Consider the following 15,389-nt stretch of genomic DNA (forward strand, 5'->3'; position numbering starts at 1 on the left):
AGTAACTTGTGATGCTGATAATCTGTTGACTAGCAGTCTGACTCCACAAGCACCCACACGAATTGCTTGATTCAGTTGTTAAAGAGCAGTTGGTTAAGATCTTTCATCTCAACCGAGGCGCGCATTCTACAGCAGCCTCATTTGCTGTCAAGTGGTATTTTTCAGAAGTTTTCAAGGAATCCTTAACAACTTCAACCACTTGCGCTTCAGATCTCTCATCAGCGGGAGGCGAATTCTACAGCGTTACACGCTGCTGTCAACACCTCTTTTTCAACTTCCTTGGCGCTTCGATGAACTGAAGCAACCTGCTGCCGAAAACTGCGTAACTCATTGTTTACCAAGGAGTTTTCCGTTTCGACTGCGCCGGAAGTGGGGCGAATTATAGGCTTCCAGAATCTGCCGTCAAGCATTGATCTGGTTTTTCTATCGAGAACACAAAAACAGCGCTTATATATAGACGCGCCTGCACCGATTGCGCAGTATATTGCCCAATACCAAGCACAACACTCAAGTTCCATACCTCGGACGGTGCCTCCCAATGAACGATCAGCCGCGCAGCCTTGCCTCGACCCTGTTTTCGGTCGGCCTGCTATTAATAGCCATGGCATCGATTCAGTCGGGAGCCTCGCTGGCCAAAAGCATGTTCCCCATTATCGGCGCCCAGGGCACCACCACCTTGCGATTGACCTTTGCCAGCGTGATCATGGTGTTGCTGCTGCGCCCATGGCGAGCGAAGCTCACCGCAAAATCACTGCGCACCGTCATTGTCTACGGCATGGCACTGGGCGGCATGAACTTCCTCTTCTACATGTCCCTGCGCTCTGTTCCCCTGGGTATCGCGGTCGCGCTGGAGTTCACCGGGCCATTGGCCGTTGCCATCTATGCTTCGCGCCGCGCCATCGACTTTTTGTGGATTGCCCTGGCCGCTGTCGGCCTGCTGCTATTGATACCGACGGGGGCCACGGCACAAGGGATTGATCTACTGGGGGCCGGTTACGCGTTGGGTGCAGGTGTCTGCTGGGCGCTGTACATTCTCTTCGGGCAGAAGGCTGGTGCCGACAACGGTGTACAGACCGCCGCCCTGGGGGTGGTGATTGCCGCCCTGTTCGTCGCCCCCATCGGCATCGTTCATGCGGGTGCAGCGCTGTTGACCCCGTCATTGATTCCGATCGCCATCGGTGTTGCCATCCTGTCCACGGCCCTTCCCTATACGCTGGAGATGGTTGCCCTCACGCGCATGCCGGCCAAGACCTTCGGCACATTAATGAGCATCGAACCGGCGGTGGGTGCCTTGTCCGGTTTGTTGTTCCTGCATGAATTCCTGTCTTTGTCACAGTGGATGGCCATCCTGTGCATCATCCTGGCTTCCGTCGGTGCCACCATGACGATGGGCAGTGCCGCCAAGCCCGCCGTTGCAGCCGATTGACGACCGGTTTTACACAGACTCTGGTATTTACCGCTCAATTAGGCCATGTTTAGGCCCGCAACCCAGTGCCAGAAATGGACTTTTTCAGGACAGGGACCTCAAAACGCTTTATGCGCAAGCGAATACTGCCAGACCGGGCGATAGATCCGGGAACGCTACAAGGATAGCAATGAAACGAATTTTGATACTGATCGCCGTTCTTGCAGTTGCGGGCTGCGCGGCGACCGCCAAACCCCAGATCAAACACGGAAAGAAAGGGATTCATATCAACTGTTCGGGGCTGTCGTCCTCGTGGGAACAGTGCTACACCAGCGCCGCCAACTCGTGCGCCCCCAAGAACTACAAGGTCATCGCCAAATCCGGCGATGCCGTGGAAGAGCCGGGTGATTATCCGTTCGGACTCAACCCCGCGGGCTATGCCAGCCGCAGCATGATCGTCATCTGTAAATGATCTGAGCCGTTGTCAGGTCCTGGGGCCTGCCAACTGGCGGCCGATCTCCTCATGGCTGGACTTCAGCACCCTGCGCTGCAGATCCGGCGTGATGAGCATTCGCGCCACCACCAGTGCACCGATGCATTGCGACAGAATCGCCCAAGCAAGACTGTCGCTCTCCAGCACCCGCGCCCAACTTTCCTGAAGCTGGCAGATCCAGTGCTCAGCCTGCTGTCGAATCAGCGGATCGGAGCGGGCGATCTCAGCCCCCAACGCCGGTAATGCACAACCTGTTTCCGGGTGCTCGACGTGGGACATGCTCAAGTAGAGCTTGAGGCAACGCTCGAATTTGTCGCGCCCCTGATCAGCCCCCAGCCGCTCCAGGCTCTGACGCAACTCACGCTCGACTATGGAAGCGAACAACGCGTCCTTCGACGCGAAGTGGCTGTAGAACGCGCCACCACTCAAGCCGATGGCTTTCATCAAACCGTCGACCCCCACCGTGGAAAACCCGGATTGCTTGGCCGACAGCGCGCTGCTTTGCAGCAGTTTCTCTCGGGTTTCCAGCTTGTGACTGGCTGAATAACGCATGGCCCTTCCCTCAGGTTCCGTGATCTTGACGCCTGTCGAATCGTAGCATAACGTTCGTTTAGTTAACGATCGTTTACTAAAGAGGTCCAGGCAATGAATAATAAGAAGGTCGTGCTGGTTGTCGGTGCGGGAGATGCCACGGGTGGCGCCATTGCCAAGCGGTTTGCTCAAGAGGGATTCGTTGCCTGCGTGACCCGTCGCAGCGCGGACAAACTCCAGCCACTGGTCGATGCCATCAGGGCTGGCGGCGGCGAAGCCCACGGCTTCGCCTGCGATGCCCGCAAAGAAGACGATGTGATTGCGTTGGTCGAGCAAATCGAAAGCGACATCGGCCCGATCGAAGCGTTCGTGTTTAACATCGGCGCCAACGTGCCTTGCAGCATTCTTGAAGAAACCGCCCGCAAGTATTTCAAGATCTGGGAAATGGCCTGTTTCTCAGGCTTTCTCAATGGTCGGGAAGTGGCCAAGCGCATGGCCAAGCGGCAACGGGGCACCATCCTGTTCACCGGCGCCACCGCCGGCTTGCGCGGCGCAGCAGGCTTTGCCGCGTTTGCCGGAGCCAAGCACGGGATTCGTGCGCTGGCACAAAGCATGGCTCGCGAACTGGGACCGATGAATATTCATGTCGCCCACGTCGTGGTCGACGGCGCGATCGATACTGACTTTATCCGTGAGAGCTTCCCCGAGAAGTACGCCACCAAGGATCAGGATGGCATTCTCGACCCCGAGCACATCGCCGAGAACTATTGGTACCTGCACAGCCAGCCCCGCGACGCCTGGACCTTCGAGCTGGACCTGCGCCCCTGGAGCGAACGCTGGTGATCCGCCCCACCCTACGACAACAAGAAGAGTGCATCGACGATGAGCAAAACCGTGGAGTTTTATTTCGATCTGGGCAGCCCCGCCACCTACCTGGCCTATACCCAGCTACCGAAGATCTGTGAACAGACCGACAGCCAACTGGTCTACGTGCCAATCCTGCTCGGCGGAGTGTTCAAAGCCACCGGCAACGCCTCCCCGGCCACCGTCCCTGCAAAGGGCCGCTACATGTTCATAGACCTTGATCGGTACGCTAAACGCTACGGTGTGCCGTTGAAAATCAACCCGCACTTTCCGATCAACACACTGGTGCTCATGCGTGCCGTAACAGGTATGCAGATGCGCCACCCTGAGCGCTTTGCCGCGTTCGTCGATTGCCTGTTCAAGGCACTGTGGATCGAAGGTCGCAACCTCAATGATCCGGCCACCGTCGGGGCAGTACTGAGCGAAAACGGTTTCGACCCGGAAGAGATCCTGGCCCTGAGCGCCGAAGAGGATGTCAAAAGCGCCCTCAAGGACACCACCGAAAAAGCCGTGCAACGCGGCGTATTCGGTGCACCGAGCATGTTCGTCGGCGAGCAACTGTTCTTCGGCCAGGATCGATTGGACTTTGTCATCGAAGCCCTAAGTTAAAAACCTAGGGCCCAGTCGACAATATGAGCCCGGGCGCTGGAGACAGCGCCCGGGCCAAAGTCGGTCAAACGGCCGCAGTTCGCGTGTTCAACCACTCCAGCGCAGCACCCTCGAGCAACGGGCTCAAGCGTTCGCGCACTTCGGCGTGGTAGGCGTTGAACCACTGTTTTTCCTCTTCGCTCAGCAGCGAGGTTTCAAGACAGCGCGTATCGATCGGGCACAGGGTCAGGGTTTCGAACTTGAGGAATTCACCGAATTCACTGCTGCCTGCCTCGCGGTTCATGGCCAGGTTCTCGATTCGCACACCCCAGCGTCCTGGACGGTAGGTGCCCGGTTCGATCGACGTGATCATGCCTGGCAGCATGGCGGTTTGCGGCGCGGGGGCGGCCTGGTAGGCAATCACCTGCGGACCTTCGTGGACGTTGAGGAAATAGCCGACGCCGTGACCGGTGCCGTGACCATAGTCGACGCTTTCGGCCCAGATCGGCGCCCGGGCAATGGCGTCCAGCAGTGGCGACAGGATGCCCTTGGGGAATTGCGCACGGGACAAGGCAATCACGCCCTTTAGCACGCGGGTGCAATCGCGTTTCTGTTCTGCCGTTGGTGTGCCGACCGCGACCATCCGCGTGATGTCGGTAGTACCGCCCAGGTACTGGCCGCCGGAATCGATCAGCAACAAGCCGTCACCTTCGATCACCGCGTGCTCTTCTTCGGTGGCGTGGTAATGGGGCATGGCGCCGTTGGCGTTGAATGCGGCAATGGTGTTGAAGCTCAGCGACACGTAACCCGGCCGGCGTTTACGTGCCGCGGTCAGTTTTTCGTCGATGGTCAATTCGGTAATGCGCTCACGGCCCCAGGCCGATTCGAGCCAGGTGAAGAATTCGCACAGTGCTGCGCCGTCCTGCTCCATGGCCTGGCGGATGTGTTCGGCGTCTGCCAGGCTCTTCTGGGACTTGGCCAGGGTAGTCGGGTTCAGGCCTTCGATCAGCTTGACAGCGCTATCGAGGTTACCCAGCAGGCCCGCCGTTACCCGCGCCGGATCGACCAGCAGGCTTGCACCCGCCGGTATGGCGCGCAAGGCGTCGGCCACTTCGCTGTAGTCGCGCAAGGTCACGCCGTCCTGCTCCAGGACCGCACGCAGCTGCGCATCGACCTTGCCTAGCGCGACAAACAGCGTCGCCTGCTGCTGGCTGATCAAGGCGAAAGAGATGAACACCGGATTGAATGACACATCGCCGCCACGCAGGTTGAACAGCCAGGCGATGTCATCCAGGGTGGCAATGAAATGCCAGTCGGCACCACGTGCCTGCAAAGTCTCGCGCAGCTTGGCGAGTTTTTCGCCGCGGCTGACGGTCGCTTGCGGCGGCAAGTGCTGATAGATCGGTTCGTTCGGCAGGCTCGGGCGGTCACTCCAGACTTGGCTCAACAGGTCGATGTCGGTGCGCAGGCGTGCGCCCCGCTCCTCAAGCTTGCTGCCCAACGTGCGTGCGGAAGCCACCGCCATCACCGCGCCATCGACTGCGACCACTCCACCCTCTGGGGTTTGCTCGGCCAGCCAGTCCAACGGCCCGGGTTGCCCAGGTTGCAGCTTGACCAGCTCAATGCCACTGCCCTTGAGTTCCTTGCTCGCTTGTTCCCAATAGCGGCTGTCGGCCCAGACGCCTGCGAAATCCGCGGTAACGATCAGGGTGCCAACGGAACCGTGGAAACCCGACAGCCATTGGCGCCCTTGCCAGTAACCCGGCAGGTATTCGGACAGGTGGGGATCGGCCGACGGCACCAGCAAGGCATGGATACCCTCCCGGCTCATCAGCTCGCGGGTTTGCGCCAGGCGCTGGGGCACTGACCCGGTGATCGTAAACTGCGTATTCATCGTGACTCCTGCTAACCACTTGTCATTATTGTTCAGTGCCGATCAGGGTCGGCGCCTGGTTGCCCTATTGCCAGAATGCCGGAGCATTGGCGCAGGCGCTTTTAATCAGCTGTACCGCTTGATCGATATCCTGCTCGGTGGTGAACCGCCCCAGGCTCAAGCGAATGGTGCGACTCGCCGTGCGTGCATCATGCCCCAGGGCCAGCAGCACATGGGATGGCGCATTACTGGCGGAATTACAGGCCGAGGTCGCGGAAAACGCCATCGAGGCGAGCAATGCCGCGGAGTTGAACTCGCCTTCACTGAAGGTCAGGCTCAGGGTATGCGGGATGCGCCGGGTGAGGCTGCCATTGAGCCGCACACCCGGAATGCTCAGCAATTGCTCAAGCAGGCGTTCGCGCAGGCGCACGATCAAGGCTTTTTCTTCATGGAACGAGGCCGCCGCCAGGGCAAAGGCCGCGCCCATCGCGGCAATCTGGTGGGTCGCCAGGGTACCGGAACGCAAGCCGCCTTCGTGACCGCCGCCGTGGATCTGCGCCAGCAAGCGCTGGTGCGCACGCGGGCCGACATACAGCGCACCGATGCCTTTGGGGCCATAGAGCTTGTGCGCCGAGAAGGACATGAGGTCCACCGGCCACTGCGCCAGGTCGATCGCAACCTTGCCCGCGCCTTGCGCCGCGTCGACATGAAACAATGCATTGCGCTCGCGCACCACCTGGCCGATGGCCGGGATGTCGTTGACCGTGCCCAGTTCATTGTTGACCAGCATCAGCGACACCAGGAAGGTATCCTCGCGCATGGCGTCGCTGACCGCTTGCGCGGTGATCAGGCCATCGGCATCCGGCACCAGGTACGTCACCGCCACGCCGCTGTCCTGCAACTGCCTGGCGGTATCGAGGATGGCCTTGTGTTCGATCTGGCTGGTGATGAGGTGGCCGCAGGCCGAGCCGCGCGCCTGGGCCACACCCTTGAGGGCAAGGTTGTTGGATTCGGTGGCACCCGAGGTCCAGACGATCTGTTCTGGCGTGGCGCCAACCAGTTCGGCAACCTGGCGCCGCGCCTGCTCTACCGATTGCCGGGCCTGTTGGCCAAAGGCGTGGGAGCTGGAGGCCGGATTGCCGAAATTACCGTCAAAGCCCAGACACTCGACCATGATCTTGATGACTCGCTCATCCACCGGCGTGGTGGCGGCATAGTCGAAATACAGCGGACGTTTATTCATAAAAGACTCGCAGAGCGTGTTCCGGGATCAGGAAGCTCATGACTGCAAACGGCGAAACGCAGCCTTATGAGCTGCGTGCGGTTTTCAGAAGGTTACCAATACCTGATCGGATGCCGTTAAAGAAGAACAACTTCATTTAAAAGTGCGTCGGAACGCTCCTGATGAGCCAGCTTAACAGGCATCGGGCGAGCGGTTGAAGCAATGCGTCAGCTAAAGCTATCGAGCAATATCGGATACAGCGACGCCACCAGCAGCGCGGCCATGCCCCAGTTGAACAGGCGCAACCAGCGTCGGTCCTTGAGGACATTGCGCAGCAGCGTGCCGCAAGCGGCCCAGACACCGACGCTCGGCAGGTTGATCAGGGCGAACACCGCGGCAATCACAACCACGTTGGTGAAATAGCCCTGCATCGGTGTGTAAGTGCTGATGGCACCGATGGCCATGATCCAGGCCTTGGGATTGACCCACTGGAATGCGGCGGCGCCCAGGTAGCTGATCGGCTTGGGCTCGCCTTTGCCGCTGTCCGAGACAGGCCCGGAGTGCGCGATTTTCCACGCCAGGTACAGCAAATACGCCGCACCGACGTAACGCAGCACGGTGTAGAGCAGCGGATACGCCTGGAACACCGCGCCGAGCCCAAACCCCACTGCCACTACCAGCACGAAGAATCCGCAGGTGATGCCCAACATATGGGGAATGGTCCGCTGAAACCCGAAGTTCACCCCCGACGCCAGCAACATGGTGTTGTTCGGACCCGGTGTGATCGAGGTAACGAGGGCAAACAGGGCAAAGCCCAGCAGCAGATCGAGCGAGAGTGTCATGGGTGGCAGTCCATCGGGGTCAGTCAGGTATTGACCCTATCGCGAACGCCCGGGGAAACCCATGGACAGTTAGGCGAAAGTTCCAGCAGTACAGTTTTGGCTCAGCTCTGGCGACCGTGCAGCTGTACAGCTCGTTCGGCGTTCATCTCGCCCTGTTTGTCGAAACCAAAGGTTTTCCGTGGCTCGCCGAGCAGTTCGGCTTTTTTCGCGTGGTATTCATCGAAGGACAAGCCGCGACGATTCAGGGCTTCCAGCGCCAGCTCTCGGGTTTCTTCAGCGGTGTAGGGGCGCAATTCCGGGGAAACATGGCTGGCACATCCGGCAAGTACGGGGACCGCGAGCAGCAAGAAAGTGGCGATTAAAGGTTTCATTTTCGGCGTCCTGGCGTTGTGTTCGGGGCAATGAACACAGGCTACTCGCGCCTTTAGCCGAGCAAAAATCAACGCTCTCGATAGTCGCTATCGGGTTTTTCTAATGCAGCCCGTTTGCAGCCTTTTTTATCTCTTAATGATCTATAAATATCGTTTTATTGTATTTTGAGGAATAACAGACAAGCTTTATAACAATTGCCTCCACTGTTGCCCGAACAACTGTTTACCAGGCAACAGTCCTTCAACAAACAGCCCGTGAAAATCAACAGCGCGACCTGCCCGGAGCGCTGAAAGCCCGATAAATCGGGGCTTCAAGGGATTGGTACAGCTCTTGCTCAACCCGGTGACTACCCACTGCTCGCAGAGCTTCTGTTTAAAAAGGAACTGATCATGTCGCGCCCCTTGAAAGTCGTTGCCCTCTCCGGTGGTACCTGGCGTCCTTCGCGCACCCTGGTGCTGACCCAAGCGCTGTTGGCTCAGCTGGCCGAGCAACTGCCGATCGACAGCAAGCTGATCGAGCTAGGTGACATTGCCCGGCCTCTGGGCGCGGCGCTGTCGCGCCAGGAATTGGCAGCGGATATCGAAGCCGAACTGCAAGCGATCGAAAACGCCGACTTGCTGATCGTCGCCGCGCCGGTTTATCGCGGTTCCTATCCGGGTCTGCTCAAACACCTGTTCGACCTGATCGATCTCAATGCCCTGGTCAACACACCGGTCCTGCTGGCCGCCACCGGAGGCAGCGAACGTCACGCGCTGGTGCTCGATCATCAACTGCGGCCGCTGTTCAGTTTCTTCCAGGCCTTGACCTTGCCGATTGGCGTGTATGCCACCGAAGCCGATTTCTCCAATTACCAGATAACCAGTGAGCCCTTGAAGGCTCGCATCCGCCTTGCGGCAGAACGCGCGGCGCCGTTGTTCGGCGTGCACCCCAACCATCTGCTGAAAATCGCTTAAGGATTTGTTCATGGATGTTTTCTGGTTTCTGCCGACCCACGGCGACGGTCATTACCTGGGCACCACCCAAGGTGCACGCCCGGTAACGCTTAATTATCTGAAACAGGTGGCCCAGGCGGCGGACAGCCTCGGTTACCACGGTGTGTTGATCCCGACCGGGCGCTCCTGCGAAGACTCGTGGGTGATCGCTTCGGCGCTGGTGCCGCTGACTGAACGCTTGCGCTACCTGGTGGCTATCCGCCCGGGAATCATTTCGCCAACGGTTTCTGCGCGCATGGCCGCCACCCTGGATCGACTGTCCAATGGCCGCCTGCTGATCAATGTGGTGACGGGAGGCGACCCCGATGAGAACCGTGGCGACGGCAGTTTCCTCGATCACAGCGAACGCTACGAAGTTACCGATGAGTTCCTGAAAATCTGGCGCCGGGTGCTGCAAGGCGAATCTGTGGATTTCGAAGGTAAACACCTGCGGGTACAGAACGCCAAAGCGCTATATCCGCCGGTACAGAAACCCTATCCGCCGCTGTACTTCGGCGGTTCCTCCGATGCCGCCCATGACCTGGCGGCCGAACAGGTCGATGTCTACCTGACCTGGGGCGAGCCACCGGCGGCCGTGGCGCAGAAACTCGCCGATGTGCGTGAGCGGGCCGCGCGCAACGGGCGCACCGTGAAGTTCGGGATCCGATTGCATGTGATCGTGCGGGAAACCGCCGAAGACGCATGGAAAGCCGCTGACAAATTGATCGAACACATCAGCGACGAGACGATCGCCGCCGCACAGAAGTCGTTCTCGCGCTTCGACTCCGAAGGTCAACGGCGAATGGCTGCGCTGCATGACGGACGTCGCGACAACCTAGAGATCTCGCCCAACCTGTGGGCCGGTGTCGGGCTGGTGCGCGGCGGTGCCGGGACGGCACTGGTGGGCGATCCACAGCAGGTGGCCGCGCGGATCAAGGAGTATGCGGACCTGGGTATCGAGAGTTTCATCTTCTCCGGCTACCCGCACCTCGAGGAGGCCTATCGTTTTGCCGAACTGGTGTTCCCGCTGTTGCCCGAGCCGTATGCCAGCCTGGCCGGTCGCGGTGTCACCAACCTCACCGGACCGTTTGGCGAAATGATCGCCAATGATGTGTTGCCGGCCAAAGCCTGACGTCACCCGTCCTGTAGGAGCTGCCGCAGGCTGCGATCTTTTGATTTCAAAGATCAAGATCAAAAGATCGCAGCCTGCGGCAGCTCCTACAGGACCCACAAGAAAAGGATCCCCGCGTGACCGCCAAACCGCAAAGCGCCCTGATATCCCCGTTGCAGACCGCCCGCCAATTGGCCGCCGGGTTTGCCTTGACCGCCGTTGAGCGCGACGAGCGTGGCGGTACGCCCAAGACTGAACGCGATGCGTTGCGCCACAGCGGCCTGCTGGCGTTGAGCATTCCCAGACAGTTCGGCGGCCTGGGTGCGAGCTGGAGTGAAACCTTGGCCATCGTGCGCGAGTTCGCCAAGGTCGACAGCTCGATTGCCCATGTGTTCGGCTTCCATCACCTGATGCTCGCCACCGTGCGCCTGTTCGCCCGGCCCGAACAATGGCAGCCGTGGTTTGAACAAACCGCCCGCAAGAACTGGTTCTGGGGTAATGCCCTCAACCCCCTGGACACCCGCACCGTGGTGAAAAACCTTGGCGGCTGGCGTGAGTTTTCCGGCAAGAAAAGTTTTTGCTCCGGCGCCAGTGATTCAGAAATGCTGATCGCCTCTGCGGTGGATGAAAACGCCGGTGGCAAGCTGTTGATCGCCGCCATTCCCAGCGGCCGTAGCGGCATTACCCTGCACAGCGACTGGAACAACATCGGTCAGCGTCAAACCGACAGTGGCAGCGCGACCTTCGAACGGGTACGGGTCGAAGAGTCGGAACTGCTGCTCGATCCGGGTCCGTTGAGTACGCCGTTCGCCTGCCTGCGCCCGCTGATCGCCCAGCTCACGTTTACTCACCTGTTCCTCGGCATCGCCGAAGGCGCCTTCGAAGAGGCGCGGCAATACACACTGACCGAAACCCGGCCATGGCATAAATCCACTGCCAAGGAAGTGAGCCAGGACCCCTATGTGCTCGGTCACTACGGCGAATTCTGGGTGGCCCTCGAGGGCGTTCGGTTGCTGGTGGAGCGTGCCGCCGACTTGCTCGACAAGGCCTGGGCCAAAGGCGCGAACCTCAGTGCCGAGGAGCGCGGATATCTCGCCACCGCCATCGCCGCGGCCAAGGTCGCGGCAACGCGCAATGGCCTGGAGTTGTGCAGCCGCTTGTTCGAGGTGACCGGCGCGCGTTCGACCCATGCCTCGCTGCGCCTGGACCGTCATTGGCGCAACCTGCGCACGCAAACCCTGCACGACCCGGTGGATTACAAACTCCAGGAACTGGGTGACTGGGCGCTGAACCAGGCCCTGCCGATTCCGACTTTCTATTCATAGCTTGCCCATCAAGGAGCGTGCCCCCATGCAACTGCTGACCTTACCGCCCTCGCCCGCTCTGGCCACGTCGATACGCGCCACGGCGCAGGTCTTCGAAGATCCGAAATCCCAGGCCTTGCTGGCGCATTTGCAACAAGTCGCACCCAGTGATGCCAGCGTGCTGATCATTGGTGAAACCGGCACCGGAAAAGAGTTGGTGGCGCGTCATATCCACAATCTCAGCGCCCGGCGTAACCGGCCATTCGTAGCGGTGAACTGCGGTGCGTTCTCTGAATCCCTGGTCGAAGCCGAATTGTTCGGTCATGAAAAAGGTGCATTTACCGGTGCCCTGAGCGCCAAGGCCGGCTGGTTCGAGGAAGCCAACGGGGGCACGTTGTTCCTCGATGAAATCGGCGACTTGCCGATGGCGATCCAGGTCAAGTTGTTGCGCGTGCTGCAGGAGCGAGAAGTGGTACGCCTGGGGTCGCGCAAGAGTATTCCCATTGATGTGCGCGTGCTCGCGGCCACCAACGTGCAACTGGAAAAAGCCATCAACGCCGGGCACTTTCGCGAAGACCTGTATTACCGGCTCGACGTCGTCAGCCTGGAACTGAGCCCGCTGCGCGATCGCCCGGGCGACATCCTGCCGCTGACGCGTCACTTCATCAATGCCTATAGTCAGCGCCTGGGTTACGGCGACATCACCATCAGCAAAGAGGCCGAACTGAAACTGCGCAGCTACAGTTGGCCGGGCAATATCCGCGAACTGGAAAACGTGATTCACCACACCCTGTTGATTTGCCGTAACGGCGTGATCGAACGCGATGACCTGCGCCTGTCGAACATGCGCATCGAGCGTCAGGACGACTATCACAGCCAGGTCGACGACTGCGCCGAAGCCCTGCTCGACCGGGCCTTCCAGAAACTCTTCGACCAACAGGCCGGCGCGCTGCATGAGAAAGTCGAAGATGCCTTGATGCGCGCCGCCTATCGTTTCAGCCATTACAACCAGGTGCACACCGCCGCCCTGCTGGGGCTGAGCCGCAATGTGACCCGCACGCGCCTGATCAAGATGGGTGAACTGGCGGTGAACAAACGCCGGCCCGCAGAAAACATTCAGGGTGAGCGCTTGGTGCAACTGTCGATCTAACCCACCAGCGTGCAGTGCAACCCGTGGTCGGGGCTGCGTTCCAGGCTGTGCAGCACCTGGAACGAGCCGAAGGTCACGGTCTTCGCCTGATGAGCGCGAATCAGTTGCCAGAAATCCTGTTCCCCGCTTTCGAACGCCTGAAACGCCGCCTCCCCCGCCTCGCGGGTTTGCCATTGCAGGTAGTTGAGCACCCGTCGCCCGTCTTCGCTGGCCTGGATGCTGGCACTCAGAAAGCCGCTGTGGTGCTGGGCCAGACGCTCGGTCTGCCGCGACAGCGCTGACACCAGGGCCGATTGCTGTTGCGGTTCGATTTCGAATTCGATCAGTTGGGTGAAGCTGCGATGTTTCGCTGGCGCGTGCATGAATAATCCCCCACTCAGGTGCAAGGCGAATCTTGCGATCCGAAGGTGTGCAGGGTAAAACCTCCAGTTAAGTAAAGGTCAAGAGGCATTTTTCAAATGATCACCTTGGAAAACCTGCATAAGGAACTCAGCGTCGGCCAATTGGCCGCCCGTAGCGGCGTCGCAGTCACGGCGCTGCACTTTTATGAATCCAAGGGGTTGATCAGGAGCAATCGCAACCAGGGCAACCAACGGCGCTATCCAAGGGAAGTGCTGCGGCGGGTGGCGTTGATCAAGGTGGCCCAGCGGCTGGGCATTCCGTTGGCGGAGATTGGCGAGGCACTCAAGGCACTGCCGGATAACCGTGCACCGACGGCGGCGGATTGGAAGGATATGTCGGCGCAGTGGGGTCGGGATCTGGATGAGCGGATCAATCAGTTGACGTTGTTGCGCGACAAACTCAATGGCTGCATTGGCTGTGGGTGTTTGTCGATGGAGGCCTGTCCGTTGCGTAATTTTGGGGATGTGCTGGGGGAGCAGGGACCAGGGGCGCAACTGCTGGAATCGGGAATCGATCCAAGAATGAGTTGAGCCCTTCGCGAGCAAGCCCGCTCCCACATTCGACTAGGTTCCACCTGAAGAACTCGGTCAAAAGGTGGGAGCGGGCTTGCTCGCGAAGCGGTCTGCCAGGCGACGAAGATTAGAACCCCGGCGCGATCTGGCCTTTGTAACGAGTCAGGATGAACTGGCGCACCTCATCGGAGTTCAACGCCTTGGCCAGTTTCCGCAGGCCCGGATCGTTGATGTTGTCCGGCCGTGCCACCAGGAACTCGATGTAAAGGCTCTTGCCCTTCTCCACGATCAAGGCACTGTTGGTATCGATCCCGGCCTCCAGGGCGTAGTTGGCGAAGACGAACGCCAGGTCGACCTGACTCACCGAACGCGCCAGCAATGCGCCCTCCAGTTCACGGATTTTCAGGTGCTTGGGGTTTTCAACGATGTCCCGCTGGGTCGCCAGGGTGTTGCCGGGGTCCTTGAGTTTGATCAGACCCGTTTCGTGCAAGAGCACCAAGGCACGACCGGTATTGACCGGGTCGTTGGGGATCGAAACGGTGGCGCCGTCCTTGAGCTCGGTGATGTTTTTGATTTTGGTCGAGTAAGCACCGAACGGCTCGATGTGCACGCCCACCACCGGCACCAGGTCGGTGTGACGGGTCTTGTTGTAGTCATCGAGGAACGGCCGATACTGGTAATAGTTGGCGTCGAGATTCTTCAGCGCGAGCTGCTGGTTGGGCTGGATGAAATCGGTGAACACCTTGATGTCCAGGTCTACGCCTTCCTTGGCCAGCGTCGGTTTGACGAATTCGAGGATTTCCGCGTGCGGCACCGGGGTGGCGCCGACGGTCAGTTTTTCGTCGGCGTGAACGATCGCGTTCCGCATCTTGCTCCAGCAGGATGGCGGCGACCTGTTCAGCTACCCGCAGCGCTTCGGCTTCGTCGGCGATCCGGTGGGCGGCCGGCGGGTTGATCGGATAAACGGCAGATTGGGACATGCAAGGCTCTCGATACCAGTGTTTATCGAAGGTCATTGCAGCTTCCGTGCCTGATGGCGCAGGTCAGTGTTCAAAGGGGGTTCAGGCTATTTCGAAGATTTCTTCGTGACGAAGTCAGGCAATCTGCTGCTTCACTGTTGGTGGCTGAACAGTGTCGATGAACCCTCAGGTTCGGAGCGCGTCGGGACAATCTTTTTGGAAACTTGAAACATGCTGAAGATCAAAACAAAAGATCGCAGCCTGCGGCAACTCCTACAATTGTTCGGCTGGAGAGCGATCTTCAATCCACAAGAAAAGGGAGAACCATCATGAGCGTTAAACCGATTCCAGAGGGTTATCACAGCATCACCCCATACCTGGGCATTCAAAAAGCCGCCGAAGCCATCGAGTTCTACAAAAAAGCCTTCGGCGCCATCGAGGTCATGCGCCTGGCCATGCCCGATGGCGGCATCGGCCACGCCGAACTGCGCATCGGCGACTGCCCGATCATGCTCGGCACACCCTGCGATCAAGGGCCGCTGAGCAATCCAGACAACTCGCCGTCGGTAGGCTTGCATCTGTACGTGACCGATGTGGACAAGTCCTACAAACAGGCGATCGAGGCTGGCGGCATCGTGGTGTCAGAGGTCAAGGATCAATTTTACGGCGACCGTTCCGGGACCTTGAGGGATCCCTACGGGCACCTGTGGTTCCTGGCCACACGTAAAGAGGATCTGACCCAGGAGCAGATCGAGCAGCGGGCGAAAGAGATGTTTCAGCAAGGCTGACG

Annotated in this window: 17 protein-coding genes and 1 pseudogene; 10 read left to right on the forward strand and 8 right to left on the reverse strand. The window is 59.5% G+C overall.

Translation table 11 applies throughout. The annotated features are described in order from the left end of the window. The first annotated feature begins 538 nt into the window (after nucleotides 1–538). Both rhtA and HGP31_RS22295 read left to right on the forward strand, forming a co-directional pair. On the forward strand, nucleotides 539–1,426 hold the full coding sequence (gene rhtA / locus HGP31_RS22290) for a threonine/homoserine exporter RhtA (RefSeq protein ID WP_020795980.1): 888 nt from the start codon (nucleotides 539–541) through the stop codon (nucleotides 1,424–1,426). A gap of 169 nt (nucleotides 1,427–1,595) precedes the next feature. Continuing rightward, nucleotides 1,596–1,877 carry a hypothetical protein gene (locus tag HGP31_RS22295; RefSeq protein ID WP_033045385.1) on the forward strand — a complete coding sequence of 94 codons (282 nt, stop codon included), beginning with the start codon at nucleotides 1,596–1,598 and terminating at the stop codon, nucleotides 1,875–1,877. A 12-nt stretch (nucleotides 1,878–1,889) separates the two neighbouring features. On the opposite strand, the gene HGP31_RS22300 is transcribed toward HGP31_RS22295, so the two are convergent. Continuing rightward, a complete protein-coding gene (locus tag HGP31_RS22300) occupies nucleotides 1,890–2,450 on the reverse strand; it encodes a TetR/AcrR family transcriptional regulator (protein ID WP_033045387.1) in 561 nt (186 codons plus the stop codon). Nucleotides 2,451–2,543: 93 nt separating this feature from the next. Between HGP31_RS22300 and HGP31_RS22305 the strand changes: the two genes are divergently transcribed. After that, nucleotides 2,544–3,272, forward strand: a complete 729-nt coding sequence (locus tag HGP31_RS22305) for an SDR family oxidoreductase (protein ID WP_020795977.1) — start codon at nucleotides 2,544–2,546, stop codon at nucleotides 3,270–3,272. A 39-nt stretch (nucleotides 3,273–3,311) separates the two neighbouring features. After that, nucleotides 3,312–3,902 carry a 2-hydroxychromene-2-carboxylate isomerase gene (locus HGP31_RS22310; RefSeq protein WP_020795976.1) on the forward strand — a complete coding sequence of 197 codons (591 nt, stop codon included), beginning with the start codon at nucleotides 3,312–3,314 and terminating at the stop codon, nucleotides 3,900–3,902. 64 nt (nucleotides 3,903–3,966) lie between these two features. Here HGP31_RS22310 and HGP31_RS22315 read toward each other — a convergent pair whose 3' ends face one another. The 4 genes from HGP31_RS22315 to HGP31_RS22330 all read right to left on the reverse strand — a co-directional run bounded on the left by HGP31_RS22315 (nucleotide 3,967) and on the right by HGP31_RS22330 (nucleotide 8,189). Further along, the gene (locus HGP31_RS22315) at nucleotides 3,967–5,775 is read right to left on the reverse strand and encodes an aminopeptidase P family protein (RefSeq protein ID WP_168758698.1); all 1,809 of its coding nucleotides are present in this window, start codon (nucleotides 5,773–5,775) and stop codon (nucleotides 3,967–3,969) included. Nucleotides 5,776–5,839: 64 nt separating this feature from the next. Next, nucleotides 5,840–6,997 carry an aminotransferase class V-fold PLP-dependent enzyme gene (locus tag HGP31_RS22320; RefSeq protein WP_168758699.1) on the reverse strand — a complete coding sequence of 386 codons (1,158 nt, stop codon included), beginning with the start codon at nucleotides 6,995–6,997 and terminating at the stop codon, nucleotides 5,840–5,842. Nucleotides 6,998–7,203: 206 nt separating this feature from the next. Further along, complete coding sequence (locus HGP31_RS22325; RefSeq protein WP_020795973.1) at nucleotides 7,204–7,818, reverse strand: LysE family translocator; 615 nt, start codon at nucleotides 7,816–7,818, stop codon at nucleotides 7,204–7,206. 101 nt (nucleotides 7,819–7,919) lie between these two features. Further along, entirely contained in the window at nucleotides 7,920–8,189 is a 270-nt protein-coding gene (locus HGP31_RS22330; protein ID WP_168758700.1) for a hypothetical protein, read from the reverse strand. Between the two features lie 390 nt (nucleotides 8,190–8,579). Between HGP31_RS22330 and msuE the strand changes: the two genes are divergently transcribed. From msuE to HGP31_RS22350, 4 genes are all read left to right on the forward strand, one after another. Continuing rightward, entirely contained in the window at nucleotides 8,580–9,143 is a 564-nt protein-coding gene (gene msuE, locus HGP31_RS22335) for an FMN reductase (RefSeq protein ID WP_168758701.1), read from the forward strand. A 10-nt stretch (nucleotides 9,144–9,153) separates the two neighbouring features. Continuing rightward, nucleotides 9,154–10,293, forward strand: a complete 1,140-nt coding sequence (gene ssuD / locus HGP31_RS22340) for an FMNH2-dependent alkanesulfonate monooxygenase (protein WP_168758702.1) — start codon at nucleotides 9,154–9,156, stop codon at nucleotides 10,291–10,293. Between the two features lie 116 nt (nucleotides 10,294–10,409). Next, nucleotides 10,410–11,597: an acyl-CoA dehydrogenase family protein gene (locus HGP31_RS22345; protein WP_083349556.1), complete on the forward strand. Its 1,188-nt coding sequence runs from the start codon at nucleotides 10,410–10,412 to the stop codon at nucleotides 11,595–11,597. A 25-nt stretch (nucleotides 11,598–11,622) separates the two neighbouring features. Continuing rightward, nucleotides 11,623–12,726, forward strand: coding sequence for a sigma-54 interaction domain-containing protein (locus HGP31_RS22350; RefSeq protein ID WP_020795968.1), 1,104 nt, complete (start codon nucleotides 11,623–11,625; stop codon nucleotides 12,724–12,726). On the opposite strand, the gene HGP31_RS22355 is transcribed toward HGP31_RS22350, so the two are convergent. Next, entirely contained in the window at nucleotides 12,723–13,088 is a 366-nt protein-coding gene (locus HGP31_RS22355) for an antibiotic biosynthesis monooxygenase (protein ID WP_020795967.1), read from the reverse strand. The genes HGP31_RS22350 and HGP31_RS22355 overlap by 4 nt on opposite strands. Nucleotides 13,089–13,184: 96 nt before the next feature. Here HGP31_RS22355 and soxR point away from each other — a divergent pair, with 96 nt between their 5' ends. Continuing rightward, entirely contained in the window at nucleotides 13,185–13,658 is a 474-nt protein-coding gene (gene soxR, locus HGP31_RS22360) for a redox-sensitive transcriptional activator SoxR (RefSeq protein WP_020795966.1), read from the forward strand. 109 nt (nucleotides 13,659–13,767) lie between these two features. Here the strand turns inward: soxR and HGP31_RS22365 are convergent, their stop codons facing one another. Both HGP31_RS22365 and HGP31_RS30620 read right to left on the reverse strand, forming a co-directional pair. Continuing rightward, the gene (locus HGP31_RS22365) at nucleotides 13,768–14,508 is read right to left on the reverse strand and encodes a MetQ/NlpA family ABC transporter substrate-binding protein (RefSeq protein WP_168758703.1); all 741 of its coding nucleotides are present in this window, start codon (nucleotides 14,506–14,508) and stop codon (nucleotides 13,768–13,770) included. Next, nucleotides 14,483–14,620: pseudogene (locus tag HGP31_RS30620) on the reverse strand (SfnB family sulfur acquisition oxidoreductase); the annotation flags it as partial. The gene HGP31_RS22365 and the pseudogene HGP31_RS30620, both read right to left, overlap by 26 nt. A 308-nt stretch (nucleotides 14,621–14,928) precedes the next feature. Here HGP31_RS30620 and HGP31_RS22370 point away from each other — a divergent pair. Beyond that, complete coding sequence (locus HGP31_RS22370) at nucleotides 14,929–15,387, forward strand: VOC family protein (RefSeq protein WP_020795964.1); 459 nt, start codon at nucleotides 14,929–14,931, stop codon at nucleotides 15,385–15,387. Nucleotides 15,388–15,389 lie beyond the last annotated feature (2 nt).

It is taken from the genome of Pseudomonas umsongensis (assembly GCF_012647205.1).
Taxonomy (GTDB): Bacteria; Pseudomonadota; Gammaproteobacteria; order Pseudomonadales; family Pseudomonadaceae; genus Aquipseudomonas; species Aquipseudomonas umsongensis.

Excerpts from the sequence above, each read along its gene's own strand:
- rhtA (WP_020795980.1), top strand. The coding sequence starts at position 539 with ATGAACGATCAGCCGCGCAGCCTTGCCTCGACCCTGTTTTCGGTCGGC.
- HGP31_RS22295 (WP_033045385.1), top strand. The coding sequence starts at position 1,596 with ATGAAACGAATTTTGATACTGATCGCCGTTCTTGCAGTTGCGGGCTGC.
- HGP31_RS22300 (WP_033045387.1), bottom strand. The coding sequence starts at position 2,450 with ATGCGTTATTCAGCCAGTCACAAGCTGGAAACCCGAGAGAAACTGCTG.
- HGP31_RS22305 (WP_020795977.1), top strand. The coding sequence starts at position 2,544 with ATGAATAATAAGAAGGTCGTGCTGGTTGTCGGTGCGGGAGATGCCACG.
- HGP31_RS22310 (WP_020795976.1), top strand. The coding sequence starts at position 3,312 with ATGAGCAAAACCGTGGAGTTTTATTTCGATCTGGGCAGCCCCGCCACC.
- HGP31_RS22315 (WP_168758698.1), bottom strand. The coding sequence starts at position 5,775 with ATGAATACGCAGTTTACGATCACCGGGTCAGTGCCCCAGCGCCTGGCG.
- HGP31_RS22320 (WP_168758699.1), bottom strand. The coding sequence starts at position 6,997 with ATGAATAAACGTCCGCTGTATTTCGACTATGCCGCCACCACGCCGGTG.
- HGP31_RS22325 (WP_020795973.1), bottom strand. The coding sequence starts at position 7,818 with ATGACACTCTCGCTCGATCTGCTGCTGGGCTTTGCCCTGTTTGCCCTC.
- HGP31_RS22330 (WP_168758700.1), bottom strand. The coding sequence starts at position 8,189 with ATGAAACCTTTAATCGCCACTTTCTTGCTGCTCGCGGTCCCCGTACTT.
- msuE (WP_168758701.1), top strand. The coding sequence starts at position 8,580 with ATGTCGCGCCCCTTGAAAGTCGTTGCCCTCTCCGGTGGTACCTGGCGT.
- ssuD (WP_168758702.1), top strand. The coding sequence starts at position 9,154 with ATGGATGTTTTCTGGTTTCTGCCGACCCACGGCGACGGTCATTACCTG.
- HGP31_RS22350 (WP_020795968.1), top strand. The coding sequence starts at position 11,623 with ATGCAACTGCTGACCTTACCGCCCTCGCCCGCTCTGGCCACGTCGATA.
- HGP31_RS22355 (WP_020795967.1), bottom strand. The coding sequence starts at position 13,088 with ATGCACGCGCCAGCGAAACATCGCAGCTTCACCCAACTGATCGAATTC.
- soxR (WP_020795966.1), top strand. The coding sequence starts at position 13,185 with ATGATCACCTTGGAAAACCTGCATAAGGAACTCAGCGTCGGCCAATTG.
- HGP31_RS22365 (WP_168758703.1), bottom strand. The coding sequence starts at position 14,508 with ATGCGGAACGCGATCGTTCACGCCGACGAAAAACTGACCGTCGGCGCC.
- HGP31_RS22370 (WP_020795964.1), top strand. The coding sequence starts at position 14,929 with ATGAGCGTTAAACCGATTCCAGAGGGTTATCACAGCATCACCCCATAC.